The sequence below is a fragment of the Kibdelosporangium phytohabitans genome, assembly GCF_001302585.1.
Classification (GTDB): Bacteria; Actinomycetota; Actinomycetes; order Mycobacteriales; family Pseudonocardiaceae; genus Kibdelosporangium; species Kibdelosporangium phytohabitans.
Genome location: NZ_CP012752.1, coordinates 2783526 through 2800112 on the forward strand (window position 1 = coordinate 2783526; position 16587 = coordinate 2800112).

Genomic DNA, 16587 nt, shown 5'->3' on the forward strand with positions numbered 1-16587 from the left:
CATGGACCGCAACACCTACGCGAGCAACCTCGCCTCACTCGCCATGCAGATCGTCGGCGCCGTCCACTTCGGAGGACCCGCCGCCGTACAGGCCGCCATCGGCGCCGCCCGCTCCCTCACCGCACCCCGAGACATCCACACCGAAGACGCGATCATCGTCATTCTCGCCGCCATCGCGAGCCCCGACCAGACCCGTAGCGGCATCCTCACCACCGTGCGACGCCTCGACGGCGACCCGCTCGGACTCGTGCCCGGCAAACCCAGCCACTACCGCAGCAACCTGCTCGCCGTCGAGATGGCCATTCGCGGCGCTCTGCCCGCGAGCGCCCTCAACCCGCGCGAGCGCGTCGACGTCATCGAAAGCCTCCGCGCCCGCGGCTTGACCCGCGAGCAGATCGCCCACCACCTCAACAGCGAGCCGCACCACGTCGACCAGTGGGCAGGCCACCAGACACACAGGACAGCAGCATGACCAGCACCACCCAGCAGCCGACCGACGACATACGCCTGTCCTATCGAGACCTCGGGCTACTCGTCTACCTCCGCACCCTCCCCGAGGGCACACCGATCACCGCAGACGCCCTCGCCGGGCCAGCACACCGCGAAGGCCGCGACGCCGTACGGGCATCCCTGCGGGCCCTGGAGATCACCGGGTACATCACCACCCGCCGCGCCCAGGACCCGCAGACCGGCCGATGGGCCACCAGAAAACAGCTGGTCCACCCGGCGACGGCTTTCCAGGCGTCGGAAACCTGCATCGCAGAGTTTCCCCAGGTCCAGCCGAAGACTGGAAACCCGACGACGGAAAACCAGGCGTCGGGGCATACCCCCGAGGGGTACCCGCACCAAAACGCTGTAACACCGCAGGTCGAGCCGAAGACTGGAAACCCGACGACGGTTTTCCAGGCGCTAAAAGATAGTACTACCCACCTAGATCTACCTACTTACGTTCCAGCTCAGCAAGAACGCGCGCACGAGCACAACGACAACATCCCCACCGGCCCCGGCACCACAGGCCCACGATCCGGCCAGGCGCACCGGCTCGTCGGCAAAGTCATCGGCCCGGAGTTCCCCGCCGACACCCGAACCGCCCTCGCCCGCGAAGCCGCAACCCTGCTCGGCCAGTACGAACCCGCACTAATCGCCACCGCCCTGGAAACCTGGCGAACCAAAACCGGCATCGGCCCCCGCGTCCTCCCCAGCCTCGTCGCCGACCTCATCAAGACCACGAACAGCACGAACGAGCGTTCCGAACGCGTACGTTCCGGTGTCCCGGGCGCGCGTCACGAGGGCTCGACGGGCTCGAAGCGGGTCGACAAGGCGCTCGGGTTCATGGCCCAGGTCGAGCGGGTCAAGGCCGAGTTGGCGGCCGAGCAGTCGCGGAAGTTGCTGGAGGGTGGTGTTTCGGCGTGACGATCGAGGAAGCGGCGCAGCTGCTGGTCATGGCGAAGGTGCTGGACTCGCGGTTCGTCGAGCCGGATGACGACGGGTTCGTTTTGCGGCTGTGGTCGCGGGCGCTGGAGGACGTGCCGATGTCCGCGGCTGAGACGGCGCTCGGTGAGTACTACCGGTCGGCCCGGTACCGGGAGTCGCGGGACTCGATCATGCCCGCCGACATCGTCCAGTGGTACCGGGATCAGCGCCGGTACCCACCGGCCACGCGGCAGCGGCCGGAGTTCAACCCTGAGCGGATCCACGCTGGCGTGGACCGGGTGTTCGCGGCGTTGGCGGCGCGGAAGGCGATCGGTGCGGGCGAGGATCCGGACCTCGCGCAGGACATCGCCGACGGCGAGACAGCCCGTCGACGGCTCATGCACGCCGTGCGCTGCGAGTGGCCGCCGTGCCGGGCGGGCGAGGGCAAGCCGTGCACGGGCCCGCGAGGGTTGCCGTTGTCGGGTGGTCGGGTGCATGACGTACGGGAGCAGGCCGCGCTCGCCGCATCGGGATCTTCTCCGAACTAGGTATCGCGCTTTGCACTGCTTTGCACTACGCTTTGCAGTACGCTCACTTTGACGGTGACACCAAGGGAGACGACATGCAGACCACCACCAGCCGCCCGGCCAGCGGCAACAGCGCCCCGGCGGACATCGCCGCTGAGCTCTCACCCCAACACCGCGCCGCGATCTTGACCGCCCAGAGCCACCCGGAGTTCATGCTCACCGCTCACGGCAACACGTTGCGTGCGCTGGAGCGCAAAGGGCTGTGCACCGGCGTTTTCTCGTGCATCGACGGATCCGTCGCCAACTTGACCGAGCTCGGCAACGCCGTGTTCGCGAACCTGCTGGCAGAGGTCACCAAGCAGCCGGAGACGCCGCATCAGGGCGCGGACGAGCCGCTGTTCGGCCTGCGCGTCACCGATCAGGTCGACCACGACGCGGGCGCGCTGTTCGGCGTCGAGGCCGACATGCCCACCGACGAGCAGCCGGTCGAGACGCCAGCCGCGACGAGCGAGCACTTCGCGAAGTACGTGCAGGCCAGCGAGTCCCGGACCATCGGTAACTGGCTCGACGCGATCACGTCGGACATACGCAGCAACCCGGCCGAGCACGACACCGAGCGCAACCGGCAGGACGTCGCCTACGTGATGAACGTGCTGCACGGTCGCGCCCTGGCCCTCAACGAGCAGCGGGCAGAGCGAGTGCGTGCCCTGCCTGCACGGAACCGCGACCTGCCGGTGCTCACGATCCAGGAGCTGAACCGCACGTACACCGACCTGGTGGAGCGCTTGGCGGACTACTCCGGAATCCACGAGGAGAGGCTCCGGGAGCGCCTCGTGGCGGTGATGGACGAGCTGCACGGTCGCGCCCTGGCCGAGGAGAGGCGGCGCCAGACCGTCCGCAACGTCCTGGCCCGGCAGGACGACATCACGCTGAGCCGCGAGCTGGGTGCGCAGACCGACCGGCCGACGTGGCAGCGGCGCGAGATCCTCAACGCCCTGCACACGCGGGCACTGCGCGAGCAGCCGAAGCCGCGGCGCAACGCCACGATTACCGACAACGCCCGCGCCGTCGCCGACTTCATCGACACACACCACGACCTCGGCGAGGTTTGCTCGCTCGACTCGCAGGCCATGGGCGCCCCGCTCGTCAAGATGCAGCTCGGCAGCCGCAACCAGCGGCACGCCGCCGCCACGTTGCTCGCGTGGTTCTACCGGCTCGACAACGCCAACGTGACCCGCACCGTCTACAAGGGAAGCGTCCACGTCGAGGTGACCGGCAACGTGGACGGCGTGCCCGTCGCGGTCTTCACCGGCTTCGCCCCCGCCGCCGCCTCCGCCGCCCTGAAGAACCAGCCGACCGTGCACACGCTTCGCGCGATGCAGATCGCAGGCGTCCGATGACCGCGACCCTGAACAACTTCGCCGCGGCCGTCGCCCGTGTCCGCCCTCAGGTCGAGCGCATGCTCGGCCTGGCGGGCGGCGACGCCGACACCGTCCACAAGCACTTGACCGCCGGTCGCGACCGGTTGCAGGACAACGGACGCCTCGACGACGACGCACGCGACGCGTACCGCGCCATGTTCACCGCCCTGGCCGAGATCGAAGACCCGCTCTTGCTCGGCGACCCGCCCGTCCGCGACGACGACGGCACGTGCTCGTACTGCGGCGACGACTTCGCCGAGCACTGGAGCGAGCGGGAAGCCCGCTACGTCGCGGCGCGCAAGTTCCACCGCTACGACAAAGGCGACGTGCCCGGCGTCTACAGCGACGAGATCCCCGGCGGTGCCCGATGAGCACGCAGAAGATCACCGCCGCATTCTCGATCGCGGCGGGCGGGTACGGCGAGATCATCCTCGACACGACCGGCCTCTCGGCCGACGAGATCGCCGAGCAGGTGTTCGTCAACACCGTGGTGGACACGACGCTGTGCCATGAGTGTGCGCACACCCTCAGCGACCCAGAGGTCGAGGACCTGACCGGGTTCACGATCGACGGTGTCCACTACGGGAAGCGAGACGGACACTGGCAGGTGGCCCGATGAGCGCTCGGCACACCCGCCGCGACCGGCACCTCATGTGGACCGAACTCGGCGACCTCTGGGAGCAGGTGCAGGGCTACCTCGCCATGCTCGCCCTGACCTTGTTCGTCGGCGGCATCGCGACCCTGTTCGGGCTCGCGATTGGTGAAGCCGCAGGCAAAGCGCCCGCCTGGACCTTCGGCGGACTCGCCGCCGTCGGCCTGGCCGCCCTCGCCGTCTGGCGGTGGCGAGCGGCCGGCCGAACCCTCGACACCATCCTCCGCGAGGAGGAACTCGCCGCGGCGCGTGCCCGCCTCGCGCGGTCCCTCGCCCTCGTCGACGCACCCGCCGGGTACGTCGAGATCTGGGACCCGCACGTCGAATGCATCGTCTGCTCGCAGTGCGGCGCACCCGTGACCGTCGATCCCTGCCCGGTTCACGGGCCCGCCGCAACCGACCGCGCCGCGCTCGACGGCGGCATCCCGCCCGTGTCCGTGCTCGCACGACCCATCACCGCGGCCGACATCCGGAAGTGGCCGCGCTACTTCCTCGACGGCCCCGGCCGGAAGCTCGCCGAGCAGACCGACTGCCGCCACGGTTACCGCCTCACCGACTCCTGCCCGTGCTGCGACGCCGAGCAGGAACCCGCCGCCTGACAACCACCCGAGCAGGTGGTCCCGCCGAGCTTCCCCCGGCGGGACCACCACCCCACCAGGGAGACACCACCCGTGACCGACCAGCTCGACGAGATCAAAGCCCGCGCCGCAGCGGCCACCCCCGGCCCGTGGATGTGGGAAGGCAACACCGACACCCGGCACATCAGCCTGGCCACGAAGTACTGGGGCCGCTGGGTCGTGATGGGTTTTCGCCGCTGGGGCATGCAAGGCGCGCAACCCATGTTCGCGCAGGGACGCAAGCCCGGCCCGATCGAGGACCGCAAAGGCGACTGGGGACCGTTCACCAACGGTGAGCCCGGCACGCTGGCCGATGCCGAGCACCTCGCCCGGTACGAGGTGTGTCCGACCGCGACCAGCCGCAAGGACCAGCGCGTGTACCGCGCCGACCTGACCGGCATTCGCAACCCCGACGCCGAGTTCATCGCGCACAGCCGGGCGGACGTCGAGTGGCTGCTGTCCGAAGTGGAACGCCTCCGCGGCCAGCTGGACGTGTTGGGCACACAGCAGGCCGATCACGACTGTGCGGCCAACTGCACCCTCGAACATGGCGAAGACGACGACGTCTACGACGGCCCGTGGTCGCCACGAGAAACCGAGCTCGCGGTCACGGCGCGTACGAGCGCAGGGGAACCGGTCCTGTGACGATCACCGAGGAACCCGAAGTCCGCGACGTTCACGGCGACCCCGAGACCACCCACGAATACCAAGAGGACGACTGGGACCAGGAGTGGCCACCCGAGTCCACCACGGTCGGCTGGGACCTTTCGTGGGGTTGCCGCGCGAACTTCACCCGCGCCACCGACGGCGACTACACGGTCACCGTCAACACGTTCGGCGCCGACCAGCGCAACGGCATCACGAACCGCCGGTTCGACCGCGAGCAGCTCGTCGACTTCGCCCGCCAGCTGCTCGCCCTCGCCGACGAGGAGAACACCCGTGCCTGACCAGACCGTGTTGCAGCAGGCCGCCAGCGTGGCGCGCCTGCTCGGCCACACAAGGACCGCGGCTCGCTTCGCCGACGTCCTGAAGACCCATGCCGCGCAGGGCTGCCCGGTCGACGGCATCGCACCGTGCACCGTCGAGCAGTACGCCCGCGAGTACCTCGACGAGCACACCGACGGGCCGAACACCGTCGTCCTGCACATCGAACCTGACCTCTCGTCACCCGGCGAGGACCACCTCACCCGGGTCCGGCGCCGCTGGCGTGAAGCAGAGCGGGACAACGCCGCACTCGTCGAGCAGGTCGAGCAACGGGACCAGCAGATTGCCGCGTACCGCGAACTGCTCGGCTGCATCTGGCTCTACGTCAACTGGCGTTACGTGACGAAGCAACTGGAGACCGTCCAGAAAGAACTCTGGGCGGACGCCGTCGAGCAGTGGCAGCCTGACGGCTCGGACGATCCGCCACCGCCCCGCACCGTCGACCGATGGTGGCGCGACGACGCACCAGCCACGCAGCCGCTCGTGTGTGGCGCGTGCTGTTGCGCCATCCCCGTACACAAGACGTGGGGCCCCTTGGATCAGTTCACCCCGCAACAGCACGCCGAGATCCAGCAGACACTCGCCAAGCTGGGCGCCGACCTGACGGCCATCCTGGACAGCCTCAAGCCGGAGCCGACGCTCTGCGGCGCCGTGGAAGGCGCGACCGGCATCAAGTGCGACGAGCCCGAACGGCACCGCGACGACCACACCGGCACCTCGACCGCGCAGCAGAACGCGAGCGTCGGCTACCAGCTCACCGTGACATGGCCACGCCAGCCGTACGACACGTGCGCGACCGAGGCCACGCCATGACCGCCACCGTGCCGTACCTCGGTGAACTCCTCAACACCGTCACGCCGAACCGGTGGACCACACCATGTCCCGGCTGTGGTGGGTGCGAAGTCCTGCGCGTGTACGAGAACGGCATCGGCGGGAGCGGCCACACGCGACCGCTCCCGCCGATGCCCGCGCACAAGGCAGGCGGGCACCACACTCACCAGGCCCAGAGGAAGCAGGTCGCCTGATGACCGACACCAAGCGCACCGTCGTAGCGCACATCCCCCGTGGCATCAGCCTCGACCTCCTCGGCGCCGTCGGTGGCCTGCTCGACGCCGCGCTCGGCGGCGCGCTGCTCATGTCCGGCCAGCACGGTTCGGACGGTGCCGGGTCCGTGGTGCTCCGCGACGACCAGGACCAGGCCGACGCCGTCCGCCTGCTCAACGCCGCCCGGCGCCGCATCGCGCGCCGACCGCTCAAGCCCGCACCCGAGGACGAGCCCACCGACGACCCGTCAACGCTCAACCGCATCAGCGAGCACCCGGACGGCGGACTCGAGTTCGGACTCGGCGGATCGCTCGACGCCGCCCAGGAGATGGCACGCATGATGCTGGCCGCGTTCATCCCCGCGTTGCGCGACACCGACGCCGTGAACTACCTGGAATTCCCCGCGACCGACCAGGACACCGGCCAGACGTACGCGCTGATCGTCGTCAAGCCGGACGGCCTCACCCCGCACGCCGCACGCCAGCGAGCCGAACGGGAAGCCGACCGCCTGCGCGCGCTGCTAGCCGAACACGGAATCGAGGACCCGCATGCCTGACACCACCGCGGCCCCGACCGTGTACGAGATCGACGTCCCGATGATCCCGACCCGTCGGGGCGCGATGGTGCCGCCGCTCACCGCAAACATGCGCCTGCACTGGCGGGCCGAAGCGCACCGGATCCGCAACGTCCGCGAACTGGTCGCCAACACGGCCAACGACGCGGGCATCCCGCAGTGCCAGCACCTGACCGTGCAACTGCACTACCGGCCCGGCGACAACCGGCGCCGCGACGCCGACAACCTCTACCCGACGTTCAAGGCCGCGTGCGACGCACTCGCCCGCGGCCCCCGCCGGGACTGGGTCGGGCTCGAACTCGTCCCCGACGACACCCCCGAGCACATGACCAAACTCGCGCCCGTCATCCACCCCGGACCGGGCGACCGTCGACTGTGGCTCACCGTGGAGGTCACCCGATGACGACCACCGAGCCACCCCGGATCCCGCGCAACATCCCCGACTGGCACACCGACGGCCTGTGCCAGCTGTTCCCCGAACTGGACTGGATCGAGGCCCAGGGCGAGCAGGCGGTCGCGTGCCGCGCGATCTGCTCGGCGTGCCCGGTCCGGCTCGCGTGCGCGCTCGGATCGCTCGAACGCGGCGAACCCTGGGGAATCTGGGGAGGACTCGACCGGGCCGACCGCAAGACGGTCGCGGCCGAGTACGGCTACCCCGTGCCCGCGATGCTGCCCGAGCACGGCACCAACGCCCGGCGGGTCAAGCACGGGTGCACGTGCCCGGACTGCAAGCACGCGCACGCGCTGTACGAAGCCGAACGCCGCGCCAAGGCACGCGCGAAAGCACGCGCCCGCGGGCTCGGCTGGCCGCCCGCGCACATCCTCGCCGCCCCGGTCCGGATCGGCCGGCATCTCCTCGCACCCGGGCAGTACCTGCTACCCCTGCCGGACCTGCCCGAGCACCGCCGCGCCGCGCCGGTCGACCAGCCGCTCGCGGCATGACCTGGAGGACACGTGAAGCGCCGATCGATCAACGCCGACGAGCAGGACGTGCACAGCCGGTGGCGCCGGTACCTCACGTCGTTCCGGCGGGCGGGCGCGGCCAGCAAGGTCAAGCGCCGCATCCGCCGCCGAGAACGCCGCGAGGGCAAGCATGGGACGCGTCGCGCACAGCAGGAAGGGTGACCGCTGCTACGGGACGCGGGCGGCGATTTGCAGCGCAGCGGCCACGGTCTCCGACAACGTCCGCTTGACCGCCGCGCCCCGGATGTTCGCCAGGTGTTCGAGGTACCGGTTGCGCTCGGGATTCGGACAGTCCAGCGGCAGGCCCGCCACGACCGTGTCAGGGCGCGTGCTCACGTCCACACCGAACTCGACGTTTGTCGTGAACCCGGGCGCGCTCGACAGGTCGCGCGGAATCCAGAACATGACCACGGTCGCCCGGTACCTGGCGCGCGTCTCCCACTCGAACTGATCGCGATAGTGCCGCGCGCGACGGCCGCCGCGCGACTCCGGGGACAACACCGCCAGCTCGCCGTAGTAGAACTCCATCCCGGTCAACTGCCGATCGATCTCGGCTAACGCGTCGTCTCGCCACCTGACCGCGCCCGACGACGGACCGGCCAGGAACACCGACCGCATGCCGGGGATGGGTTCCCGTGCCATCACGAGCTCATACTCAGCCACACGCCACCGCCCGTGCAGCCCGGTCCTGTTGCTGACGTGTCCACGGCAGCGGCAAGCCGTCACTCTCGGATCTCGGCACGACGTGCACATGCAGGTGGTAGACCGTCTGGCTGCTGTGGACACCGCGGCTGGTGATCAGGTTGCCGTCGGTGTGCTCGGCCAGCAGCTCCGCGGCACGGGCCATCACGGCACCGGTCACGATCGGGTCCTCGGCCGCGTCCGCCACATGCACGCGCGGGATCACCAGAGCGTGAGCCGCGTGCACGCCACCGCGCCGTGGCCGGATAGCCAGGGCGTCCGGCCACTCCCGCATGATCACAGCGGGAGCGTGTCCTTGCGCGATCGAGCAGAACGGACAGTGGGGTATGGAATCTGTTGGCACGCATGAATTATCGGGTCGTACGGCCTCGTAATTACAGGTGTTTCCCGTGTCCTCTTTGCTGCTGGGTGTTCCACTCTCGCCACTGCCGCATGACCTCCTCGTGTGGTGGCGGCAGTAGGTAGGTCGTGTCGTTGGGGAGCCCTTCGGCGCGGCACCGGTCGCAGCAGATCCAGACGAACGGCGTCGACCAGCCTTTGGTGACCTTGCCAGGTTCGTGCGGGTGCCCGTTCTTGCACGTCTCGGGGTAGACCTCGGTGACCCGCGTGCCCGGTCCGAACCGGTACCGCAGGGGACCATCCGCCTGATGCTTCGAACGCACGTTCGACACCGTAGCCGGTGACAGTCCTACCTGACCATCACCCGCGTGAGGTCGTCCAGGCTGCCCGACGAGAAGCGCGCGGAGATCGCCGAGGACATCCGGCGCACCGCGGGCACGCCCGACGGGTCATACCGCAAGATCGCCGCGAGGCACAGCGTCGGTGTCGCGACCGTGCAGACCGTTGCTAAGGAGAACGGCCTGGCGGACGCGTGGAAGGACGGTCACGAGCAGACCCGGGCCGCCACCGAGGTCAAGACCGCGAACGCCGCCGCTCGGCGCGCACAGCTGCAGGTCGACCTGCTCGGCGACGCGCAGGAGTTGCGCGAGCGCATGTTCGGCAACGTCCGGCACCTGCACGTCGTGAAGGTCGCCGGGGAGTTCGCGGGCGAGTCGGTCGAGCACACCGTCGTCCCGACCGGGCCGCGCGAGTGGCGCGACATCATGAGCGCGATTGGCGTCGCCTCGTCCAAGTCGGTCGAGCTCGCCCGGCTCGAAGCCGAACAGGCCGGCGCGGGCCAGGCGTCCGGGCTGCTGGAGCAGTTCGAGCGGTCGCTCCGCTCTGCACGCGTCGCCCGGGAGCAGGCCATCGACGAGGCCCCGTGACCAGCGACGGCGCGCTGTCAGTCAAGCAGCAAAACAGCATCCTCGACGCCGAAGCCTCCATCAACGTCTGGGAAGGCAGCATCCGGTCCGGCAAGACCGTGGCGTCCATCGTGCGCTGGCTGATGTATGTGCGCACCGCCCCGGCCGGGCCGCTCGCGATCATCGGCAAGACCCGCGACACCGTCGCCCGCAACGTGCTGGACGTCATCGCCGACCTGGCACCCGGCGCCATCGCCTTCAACCGCGGCGCGCCAACGTGCCGGATCCTGGGCCGCCTCGTGCACGTCGTCGGCGCGAACGACGCCAAGTCCGAAGGCAAGATCCGTGGTCTCACGCTCGCGGGCGCCTACGTCGACGAGATCACGCTGTTGCCGGAAGCGTTCTGGAACCAGCTCCTTGCCCGCTTGTCCGTGCCGGGCGCCAAGCTGTTCGGTACGACGAACCCGGACAGCCCGGCGCACTGGTTCAAGAAGAACTTTCTCGCCAAGGAGCACACCGAGCCGGATCTCGGTCTCAAGTCGTGGCACTTCGTGCTCGACGACAACCCCGGCATCCCGGAGGAGAAGAAGCGCCAGTACAAGGCCCAATACGTCGGGCTCTGGTTCAAGCGCTTCATTTTGGGCCAGTGGGTGGCGGCCGAGGGCGCGATTTACGACCTGCTCGACGACACCGTCCACTGCCGACCAGCACCGAGCAAAGACCGGTGGCTGGCCGTGTGGATCGCGCTGGACTACGGCACGAGCAACCCCACGCACGCCGGGCTGATCGTGCTCGCGACCGACGACGCCGGCACGCCGGGCCTGTACGTGGTGTCCGAATGGGAGCACGACGGCCGGGCGAAAGGCCAGCTCACGGACGCCGCGATCAGCAAGCGCCTAGCCGAGTGGGCACAGCAAGAGCTGGCCGACGTCGGTCTCGAACCGGTCGTGGCGCTCGACCCGTCGGCCGCGTCACTTCGAACCCAGATGCGCGCCGACGGCTGGCCGGGCCTGCGCTCGGCAGACAACCGGGTCGAGACGGGCATCCGCAACACCGCGTCACTGTTCGGTGGGCGCCGCCTGTACGTCGATGCCGAGCAATGCCCGGTCCTCTGGGAACAGCTCTGCGGCTACGTGTGGGACGACGAAGCACTCGCGAAGGGCGAGGAGAAGCCGAAGAAGGAGAATGACCACGGGTGCGACATGCTGCGCTACGGCGTGCAGGCCGCCCGCGGGGTGTGGCGCGCGTGGCTACCCGAGCTCGCCGCCGCCGACGGCGGGCTTGCCGACGCGGCGTGACTGCGTCCGGATCGCCACGGATCCCACCAGAGCAAGCAGGCCCATGCCACCCAGCAACCAGCCCCACGCCTGCCGTGTGCTGAACGCGTCCACGCAAGCGGTTTCCTGCTCCGGACTCCACTTCATCGGATCGGCCGGCCGATCCGGAGCAAGTACCGTTCCGCACTCCCACGTTTGCGCCCGCTCGACACCGGAGTAGGGGTTCTCGACCTCGGCGGTTGCCGACACGCCGAACACGGCGAGCAGCAGCAGACCGACAACGACAAGTGCACCGCCAGCAGCGGCGACGAACGCACGAGGCGACATGGGTAAACCCCCGGGGAAGGTAGTTGGTGCCCAGCATCGGGGTATCTGTGTGGATCACCAACGCGTTACGCGTGACACCAGGGGTGGACTGTCGCGCGTGTGCTGATCGCCGAGAACTCCTTCTGGCCGCCGCTTGGTCACGACCGCATGCGCCACCGCTGGCAGTCGTGGGCCGCCTGGTGGTCCGGCGACCTCGACGAGCTCCGCACCCGCACCCCATGCACGGCGCCCGGCGGGTACTGGGCGCGCCGCGCCGCGAAACCTGGCGACCGCGAGATGCATCTCCCGCTCGCAGCGGACATCGCGCGCACGAGCGCCGAGCTCGTGTGTGGCGACACGCCAGTGATCGAGTTCGAGGACGACACCGCGACGCAGAAGGCGTGGGACGACCTCGCCCAAACCATCGGGTGGGCCAACACACTGCTCGAAGCTGGCGAGATATCGGCGGCGCTGGGCGGGGTCTACCTCCGGCCTGTGTGGGACAAGAACACTGCTGGACATCCTTTGCTGACTACCGTGCGGGCCGACGAGGCGTTGCCGGAGTTCCGATACGGCGTGTTGCACTCCGTGACCTTTGTGGACGAGCTGCCCGCGCCGGATCATTGGAAGCGCCGCAAGGACGCGGAAGCCTGGCGGCATTTGGAACACCACGAGCGGGGGCAGATCCGACACGAACTGTGGCTCGGCACGACCAGCAACACCGGGCAGCTTCTGCCGCTGACCGAGCACCCGGCCACAGAGCACCTCGAACCGGTCATCGACACGACCAGCGTTCGGCCGGACGGCGGGCTGCTCGTCGACTACGTCCCGAATGACCTGCCGCAACCGCTCGACCGTCTGCCGCTCGGCCGCTCTGACCTCCAGGGCCTCGAAACGATGCTTGACGCGCTGGATGAGGCGTGGGATTCGTGGATGCGGGACATCGAGCTCGGCAAGGCCAGGGTTCTGCTGTCCAAGGAGATGCTCGACCCCGTCTCACAGGCCAGCAGCAGCGGAGGCAAATGGGGCTTCGGGCGTCGCCAGAACACAACCCCGGCGAAGGCATTCGACACCGACGCCAAGGTGTTCGTACCACTCGACATCCCGGCCGAGGACGCCGGCAAGCCCGCGCCGATCACGTTGGTGCAGTTCCTCATCCGTGTCAAGGAGCACTACGAGACGTGCATGGCGCTGGCCGAGCAGATCACCAGCCGCGCCGGGTACTCGCCGCAAACCATGGGCATGCACGTGGACGGACAGCTGTCCGGCACCGCGATGCGCAGGCGTGATCACCGGTCTTACCGGACGCGCGACCGCAAGCGCCGCTACGTCCGGCCAGCAGCGGAGCGCGTGCCGGAAACGCTGATGCTGATCGGCGCGGCCGTGTTCGGCGGCCCCAAACCGAAGGCCCGCCCCACGTTGACGTGGCGCGAGACCGACCAAGCCGACCCGATGGAAACCGCGAACGTGATCAACACCCTCCGACAGGCTCGTGCACTGTCGACGGAAATCGCGGTCCAGATGGCGCACCCCGAGTGGGACAAGACCCAGGTCGGTGACGAGGTTAAGCGGCTGGCCAAGGAGGACGCCGCGCTGACCGCGCCGCCGCCGACCGGGCACGAACCCCCGGTGTGGGCCAAGCCGATCCAGAACCAGCCACCCCAGCCTGAGCCTGAGCCTGAGCCGGAGGACGACGACCAATGACCGCACCGAAAACGCCGACGCTCGCCGAACTGGGCAAGATCCTCGGTGACCTTGTCCCCACGCTGCAGTGGGTGGAAGGCGTGCAGAACGTCACCGCGAAAGCGGTCGAGCAGGAGACCAACGCGGTGCTCGGTAAGCAGACGCTGAACGAAGCGCAAGCGCGCGCGGTCGCGTGGCGGGTGCTCTCAGATCTCGGCACGTTCGTGCGGGACGTCGAGCCCGGCACACCGGAACCGGGCGCCGATGCGGCGCCCGAGACGTTCGACGACTGATGGCACGTGGTGTCGACCCGACCGCCGCAGCCGACGTCCTCAAGCAACTACTCGACACCTGGGACGCCGCCGCAGAGCGGATGCTCGCCACGGTAGCTCGCCGCTTGGCGCAGGGGATCGAGCAAGACGGCTGGGCGGAAGTCAAGGCGCGGCAAGTCCTGTCAGTGCGGGATGAACTGCGCGCGATCCTGGCCCGGCTCGACGTCACCGTGCCGGAGTTGGCCGCGCGCGCGCTGGACGAGGCGTACACGCTCGGCCGGCAAGTAGTCGCGTCGCGGGACCTCCCGGTCGCGCTCGGCACCCGGCCCGGCCTGGTACAGCAGCTGCTCGAATGGCTTGTCTCTCAGCTCGGCGGTACACACCTCCCGGTCCTGCGCCGCCAGGTGGACCTGTACCAGCTCGCCGTGGCGCAGACAGAAGCGCTGATGGCCACGGGCACGATCACCCGCCGCGAGGCGATTGCGCAGACCGTCGACCGGTTGCTAGCGGCCGGACACGACCGGTTCGAAGACCGTGCCGGGCGCCGCTGGCACCTCGACACGTACGCGCGCATGGCAGGCCGGACCGCGGCACAGCAGGCCGCCGTCGAGGGTGGGCTCGCCGAGCTGACCGTCGAGGGCGTCGACGTGGTGCTGATCTCGGACTCGCCGCGTGAGTGCTCGCTCTGCCGCCCGTGGGAGCGGGAGGTGCTTTCCATCACGGGCCGATCTGTCGGCACCGACGTGGACGGCCGCCGGGTCACCGCCACCATCGCGGACGCGCGTGCCGCCGGGTTGTGGCATCCGAACTGCACTCACCGTGCCGACCCGGTGGTGATCGGGCTGACCGACGTGCACCGGCCGGCCGAGCAGAACCCGGAGGGGTACGAGGACCAGCAGCAGTTGCGGGCGCTCGAACGGCGGTCGCGAGAGCTCAAGCGGCGCCTAGCCGCCGCGCAGCAGTTCGGCGACACGGACACGGCGCGCAAGCTCCGGGCACGGCTCAAGGCGAACTCGGCCGCCATCAACCAGCACACCGCAGCGACCGGGCAACTGCGCCGCGGTGACCGCGAGCGGCCCGTTGACGGCACGGCACCGCGACGCGCGACGACCACACCGACACCACGACGCACGGCGGCACCGCCTGCACCGGCCCGGCCGGCGCCGACCGTCGGCCTGCCCGCGGGCGCGGAGCAGCAGCTCGCGCGCGAGCACGCCGAGAACAGTCTCCCGCCGCTGCGCAAGGCCACCGCCGAGGAACTCGACGCCAGGCTCACCAGGGCCACCGAGCACGAGGATTACGACCGCCTCGACGCGATCGTCGCCGAGATGGAACGGCGCGAAGCCGCCGCCGCACGCAAGGCCGAGCGCGACGAGCAGCGTTGGGCGCAGCTGGACGTGCTGATCAACGGCGGAGCGTCCGAAGAGGAAGCCATCGCCGAGGTGTTCGGCCGGTCCGTCGAGCGGCAACGACGCGACCGTGCGATTGCCGACCTGCGGTCACAGGGCTACACCGGGGCCGGGCTCGACGAGTTGGCGCGCCACGCGTTCCGGGACGAGGTGTACCGCCGATACATCGCCGCCGAAGACGCGACCCGCGGGCAGCTGCTCACTCCAGCAGCCCGCGCCGCCGGAGTCGACCCGCACAGTCTGTTCGTCGGCCCTGCCGACCGGGCACGCAAGCACGCATCGGACGAGCTGAAAGAGTGGTGGGACACGAACGGCCGGATCACGTACGATCAGTATCGCGCCGACTTGCTCGGCGACACAACGGGATCGCTGCGTGCGAGGTTCCGCACGGGCGGAGAGGATTGGCTGCGATGACACCGGCAGCGGAGATGCGCGCGGCGCTGCACGCTGGCCGAGCCGCAGCCGAGAACCGGCAACCACCAGACAACCCATACGCACCGGGGGACACTGCGCGCGAGCGGGTACTCGCCACGATGTGGCGGCAGGGCTACGCGGCAGGCAACCCAATCCCAGAGTGACAGCGCGCCCCCATCGTCCGCGCATGAACTGGGACCTGGTGTGGACCGCGTTCGTCACCGTGACCGTTGGTGTGTTCGCCGTACTGGAGATCCGCGGGCTGAAGGCGGATCCGCGAGGCAAGAACTACGGCACACTGTCGGCCGCGCTCCGTCGGTGGCTTGGCATCGAACCGGCCAAGCCGCGCCGCTGGTGGCTCGGTTCGGTGTTCGGCGCATTCTGGCTGTGGTTCGTCGTCCACATCCTCACACCATGGCTGTGACACACAGCGTCCACAGTGAAACCATGAGTGCACTCACTGACGGCCAGCCGCCGCGTCACCAGGGCATTGCGAGCCTGCTCAAGTTCTTCGACTACGACCACCTGCCCGAGCACCTGCAGGCCACATCCAAGGCGTGTCACGACCTCGCGCATGCGATGGCGGACGAGCTTCCGAGCGGGCCGGAGCTGACCGCCGGTCTGCGGAAGTTGTTGGAGGCCAAGGACTGCTTCGTCCGCGCCGTCCTGGACTGACTCGTCGTGCGGCTCGGTGACAGCCGGGCCGCACTGTCCCGGTCATGGCACGTACCGAGATCACCAGGCAGACCCCCGTCCGGAGCGGCGCGGCGCTCGCGCTCGCCGCAGTCGACGCGAGCGCGTCGCCCAACGGCATGTTCTACAAGAGCGACGGCACCGAGCTGGTCGTCGTCAAGAACGCCGACGCGTCCAGCCACACCATGACCGTCGACATCCCGGTCACTGTGGACGGCCAGGCAGTCACCGACAAGACCGTCACCGTCGCCGCAGGCGCCACCGTCATCGCGGGACCGTATGGGCCCGAGTACCGCCAGGCGGACGGCAGCGTCTACCTCAACTTCGACAGCGCCACGTCCATGACCGTGGGCGTTCTCGCCATCTGAGTAACACCCCGATCGCAGTCTCGG

General features: G+C 69.3%; 27 protein-coding genes. 23 read left to right on the forward strand and 4 right to left on the reverse strand.

Annotation, left to right across the window (positions count from 1 at the left end):
- Window position 1 precedes the first annotated feature (1 nt).
- The 15 genes from AOZ06_RS12935 to AOZ06_RS57720 all read left to right on the forward strand — a co-directional run bounded on the left by AOZ06_RS12935 (window position 2) and on the right by AOZ06_RS57720 (window position 8357).
- Window positions 2–472, forward strand: coding sequence for a hypothetical protein (locus tag AOZ06_RS12935; protein ID WP_054289602.1), 471 nt, complete (start codon window positions 2–4; stop codon window positions 470–472).
- Window positions 469–1413 carry a hypothetical protein gene (locus AOZ06_RS12940; protein ID WP_054289603.1) on the forward strand — a complete coding sequence of 315 codons (945 nt, stop codon included), beginning with the start codon at window positions 469–471 and terminating at the stop codon, window positions 1411–1413. The genes AOZ06_RS12935 and AOZ06_RS12940 overlap by 4 nt, the downstream gene beginning before the upstream one ends.
- Window positions 1410–1961, forward strand: a complete 552-nt coding sequence (locus AOZ06_RS12945; protein WP_054289604.1) for a hypothetical protein — start codon at window positions 1410–1412, stop codon at window positions 1959–1961. The genes AOZ06_RS12940 and AOZ06_RS12945 overlap by 4 nt, the downstream gene beginning before the upstream one ends.
- A gap of 74 nt (window positions 1962–2035) precedes the next feature.
- A complete protein-coding gene (locus tag AOZ06_RS12950; protein WP_054289605.1) occupies window positions 2036–3340 on the forward strand; it encodes a hypothetical protein in 1305 nt (434 codons plus the stop codon).
- Window positions 3337–3732, forward strand: coding sequence for a hypothetical protein (locus AOZ06_RS12955; RefSeq protein WP_054289606.1), 396 nt, complete (start codon window positions 3337–3339; stop codon window positions 3730–3732). The genes AOZ06_RS12950 and AOZ06_RS12955 overlap by 4 nt, the downstream gene beginning before the upstream one ends.
- Window positions 3729–3980, forward strand: a complete 252-nt coding sequence (locus tag AOZ06_RS12960; RefSeq protein WP_054289607.1) for a hypothetical protein — start codon at window positions 3729–3731, stop codon at window positions 3978–3980. Before AOZ06_RS12955 ends, AOZ06_RS12960 begins: the two co-directional genes overlap by 4 nt.
- A complete protein-coding gene (locus tag AOZ06_RS12965; protein ID WP_054289608.1) occupies window positions 3977–4612 on the forward strand; it encodes a hypothetical protein in 636 nt (211 codons plus the stop codon). The genes AOZ06_RS12960 and AOZ06_RS12965 overlap by 4 nt, the downstream gene beginning before the upstream one ends.
- A gap of 72 nt (window positions 4613–4684) precedes the next feature.
- Window positions 4685–5275: a hypothetical protein gene (locus tag AOZ06_RS12970; protein ID WP_054289609.1), complete on the forward strand. Its 591-nt coding sequence runs from the start codon at window positions 4685–4687 to the stop codon at window positions 5273–5275.
- Window positions 5272–5577 carry a hypothetical protein gene (locus AOZ06_RS12975; RefSeq protein WP_054289610.1) on the forward strand — a complete coding sequence of 102 codons (306 nt, stop codon included), beginning with the start codon at window positions 5272–5274 and terminating at the stop codon, window positions 5575–5577. Before AOZ06_RS12970 ends, AOZ06_RS12975 begins: the two co-directional genes overlap by 4 nt.
- The gene (locus AOZ06_RS12980; RefSeq protein WP_054289611.1) at window positions 5570–6427 is read left to right on the forward strand and encodes a hypothetical protein; all 858 of its coding nucleotides are present in this window, start codon (window positions 5570–5572) and stop codon (window positions 6425–6427) included. Before AOZ06_RS12975 ends, AOZ06_RS12980 begins: the two co-directional genes overlap by 8 nt.
- Window positions 6424–6639: a hypothetical protein gene (locus tag AOZ06_RS12985; protein WP_157232992.1), complete on the forward strand. Its 216-nt coding sequence runs from the start codon at window positions 6424–6426 to the stop codon at window positions 6637–6639. The genes AOZ06_RS12980 and AOZ06_RS12985 overlap by 4 nt, the downstream gene beginning before the upstream one ends.
- The gene (locus AOZ06_RS12990) at window positions 6639–7214 is read left to right on the forward strand and encodes a hypothetical protein (RefSeq protein ID WP_054289613.1); all 576 of its coding nucleotides are present in this window, start codon (window positions 6639–6641) and stop codon (window positions 7212–7214) included. The genes AOZ06_RS12985 and AOZ06_RS12990 overlap by 1 nt, the downstream gene beginning before the upstream one ends.
- Window positions 7207–7635 carry a RusA family crossover junction endodeoxyribonuclease gene (locus AOZ06_RS12995; RefSeq protein ID WP_054289614.1) on the forward strand — a complete coding sequence of 143 codons (429 nt, stop codon included), beginning with the start codon at window positions 7207–7209 and terminating at the stop codon, window positions 7633–7635. Before AOZ06_RS12990 ends, AOZ06_RS12995 begins: the two co-directional genes overlap by 8 nt.
- On the forward strand, window positions 7632–8174 hold the full coding sequence (locus tag AOZ06_RS56190) for a WhiB family transcriptional regulator (RefSeq protein ID WP_054289615.1): 543 nt from the start codon (window positions 7632–7634) through the stop codon (window positions 8172–8174). Before AOZ06_RS12995 ends, AOZ06_RS56190 begins: the two co-directional genes overlap by 4 nt.
- Window positions 8175–8186: 12 nt before the next feature.
- A complete protein-coding gene (locus tag AOZ06_RS57720) occupies window positions 8187–8357 on the forward strand; it encodes a hypothetical protein (RefSeq protein WP_169798910.1) in 171 nt (56 codons plus the stop codon).
- Between the two features lie 6 nt (window positions 8358–8363).
- On the opposite strand, the gene AOZ06_RS13005 is transcribed toward AOZ06_RS57720, so the two are convergent.
- The 3 genes from AOZ06_RS13005 to AOZ06_RS58850 are packed head-to-tail and all read right to left on the reverse strand — an operon-like array spanning window position 8364 to window position 9559.
- Window positions 8364–8858 (reverse strand): nucleoside 2-deoxyribosyltransferase domain-containing protein, encoded by a 495-nt coding sequence (locus AOZ06_RS13005; protein ID WP_236952196.1) that lies wholly within the window; start codon window positions 8856–8858, stop codon window positions 8364–8366.
- Window positions 8851–9240: an HIT family protein gene (locus AOZ06_RS58845; RefSeq protein ID WP_257721469.1), complete on the reverse strand. Its 390-nt coding sequence runs from the start codon at window positions 9238–9240 to the stop codon at window positions 8851–8853. The genes AOZ06_RS13005 and AOZ06_RS58845 overlap by 8 nt, the downstream gene beginning before the upstream one ends.
- A 31-nt stretch (window positions 9241–9271) precedes the next feature.
- Window positions 9272–9559: a hypothetical protein gene (locus tag AOZ06_RS58850; RefSeq protein WP_218921980.1), complete on the reverse strand. Its 288-nt coding sequence runs from the start codon at window positions 9557–9559 to the stop codon at window positions 9272–9274.
- 45 nt (window positions 9560–9604) lie between these two features.
- On the opposite strand from AOZ06_RS58850, the gene AOZ06_RS13020 reads away from it, so the two are divergent.
- A complete protein-coding gene (locus AOZ06_RS13020) occupies window positions 9605–10162 on the forward strand; it encodes a hypothetical protein (protein WP_054289617.1) in 558 nt (185 codons plus the stop codon).
- Complete coding sequence (locus AOZ06_RS13025) at window positions 10159–11439, forward strand: PBSX family phage terminase large subunit (protein ID WP_054289618.1); 1281 nt, start codon at window positions 10159–10161, stop codon at window positions 11437–11439. The genes AOZ06_RS13020 and AOZ06_RS13025 overlap by 4 nt, the downstream gene beginning before the upstream one ends.
- Here the strand turns inward: AOZ06_RS13025 and AOZ06_RS13030 are convergent.
- On the reverse strand, window positions 11392–11745 hold the full coding sequence (locus AOZ06_RS13030) for a hypothetical protein (protein WP_054289619.1): 354 nt from the start codon (window positions 11743–11745) through the stop codon (window positions 11392–11394). The genes AOZ06_RS13025 and AOZ06_RS13030 overlap by 48 nt on opposite strands.
- Before the next feature lie 99 nt (window positions 11746–11844).
- Between AOZ06_RS13030 and AOZ06_RS13035 the strand changes: the two genes are divergently transcribed.
- The 6 genes from AOZ06_RS13035 to AOZ06_RS13060 all read left to right on the forward strand — a co-directional run bounded on the left by AOZ06_RS13035 (window position 11845) and on the right by AOZ06_RS13060 (window position 16563).
- Window positions 11845–13428, forward strand: coding sequence for a phage portal protein (locus AOZ06_RS13035; protein WP_054289620.1), 1584 nt, complete (start codon window positions 11845–11847; stop codon window positions 13426–13428).
- Complete coding sequence (locus tag AOZ06_RS13040; protein WP_054289621.1) at window positions 13425–13700, forward strand: hypothetical protein; 276 nt, start codon at window positions 13425–13427, stop codon at window positions 13698–13700. The genes AOZ06_RS13035 and AOZ06_RS13040 overlap by 4 nt, the downstream gene beginning before the upstream one ends.
- On the forward strand, window positions 13700–15502 hold the full coding sequence (locus AOZ06_RS58855) for a phage minor capsid protein (RefSeq protein ID WP_063810027.1): 1803 nt from the start codon (window positions 13700–13702) through the stop codon (window positions 15500–15502). The genes AOZ06_RS13040 and AOZ06_RS58855 overlap by 1 nt, the downstream gene beginning before the upstream one ends.
- Window positions 15503–15689: 187 nt before the next feature.
- Entirely contained in the window at window positions 15690–15926 is a 237-nt protein-coding gene (locus tag AOZ06_RS13050) for a hypothetical protein (RefSeq protein WP_054289622.1), read from the forward strand.
- Window positions 15927–15949: 23 nt separating this feature from the next.
- A complete protein-coding gene (locus tag AOZ06_RS13055; protein ID WP_054296615.1) occupies window positions 15950–16177 on the forward strand; it encodes a hypothetical protein in 228 nt (75 codons plus the stop codon).
- 44 nt (window positions 16178–16221) lie between these two features.
- The gene (locus AOZ06_RS13060) at window positions 16222–16563 is read left to right on the forward strand and encodes a hypothetical protein (RefSeq protein WP_054289623.1); all 342 of its coding nucleotides are present in this window, start codon (window positions 16222–16224) and stop codon (window positions 16561–16563) included.
- Window positions 16564–16587: the final 24 nt, after the last annotated feature.

Excerpts from the sequence above, each read along its gene's own strand:
- AOZ06_RS12935 (WP_054289602.1), top strand. The coding sequence starts at position 2 with ATGGACCGCAACACCTACGCGAGCAACCTCGCCTCACTCGCCATGCAG.
- AOZ06_RS12940 (WP_054289603.1), top strand. The coding sequence starts at position 469 with ATGACCAGCACCACCCAGCAGCCGACCGACGACATACGCCTGTCCTAT.
- AOZ06_RS12950 (WP_054289605.1), top strand. The coding sequence starts at position 2,036 with ATGCAGACCACCACCAGCCGCCCGGCCAGCGGCAACAGCGCCCCGGCG.
- AOZ06_RS12955 (WP_054289606.1), top strand. The coding sequence starts at position 3,337 with ATGACCGCGACCCTGAACAACTTCGCCGCGGCCGTCGCCCGTGTCCGC.
- AOZ06_RS12960 (WP_054289607.1), top strand. The coding sequence starts at position 3,729 with ATGAGCACGCAGAAGATCACCGCCGCATTCTCGATCGCGGCGGGCGGG.
- AOZ06_RS12965 (WP_054289608.1), top strand. The coding sequence starts at position 3,977 with ATGAGCGCTCGGCACACCCGCCGCGACCGGCACCTCATGTGGACCGAA.
- AOZ06_RS12985 (WP_157232992.1), top strand. The coding sequence starts at position 6,424 with ATGACCGCCACCGTGCCGTACCTCGGTGAACTCCTCAACACCGTCACG.
- AOZ06_RS12990 (WP_054289613.1), top strand. The coding sequence starts at position 6,639 with ATGACCGACACCAAGCGCACCGTCGTAGCGCACATCCCCCGTGGCATC.
- AOZ06_RS12995 (WP_054289614.1), top strand. The coding sequence starts at position 7,207 with ATGCCTGACACCACCGCGGCCCCGACCGTGTACGAGATCGACGTCCCG.
- AOZ06_RS56190 (WP_054289615.1), top strand. The coding sequence starts at position 7,632 with ATGACGACCACCGAGCCACCCCGGATCCCGCGCAACATCCCCGACTGG.
- AOZ06_RS13030 (WP_054289619.1), bottom strand. The coding sequence starts at position 11,745 with ATGTCGCCTCGTGCGTTCGTCGCCGCTGCTGGCGGTGCACTTGTCGTT.
- AOZ06_RS13040 (WP_054289621.1), top strand. The coding sequence starts at position 13,425 with ATGACCGCACCGAAAACGCCGACGCTCGCCGAACTGGGCAAGATCCTC.
- AOZ06_RS58855 (WP_063810027.1), top strand. The coding sequence starts at position 13,700 with ATGGCACGTGGTGTCGACCCGACCGCCGCAGCCGACGTCCTCAAGCAA.
- AOZ06_RS13050 (WP_054289622.1), top strand. The coding sequence starts at position 15,690 with ATGAACTGGGACCTGGTGTGGACCGCGTTCGTCACCGTGACCGTTGGT.
- AOZ06_RS13055 (WP_054296615.1), top strand. The coding sequence starts at position 15,950 with ATGAGTGCACTCACTGACGGCCAGCCGCCGCGTCACCAGGGCATTGCG.
- AOZ06_RS13060 (WP_054289623.1), top strand. The coding sequence starts at position 16,222 with ATGGCACGTACCGAGATCACCAGGCAGACCCCCGTCCGGAGCGGCGCG.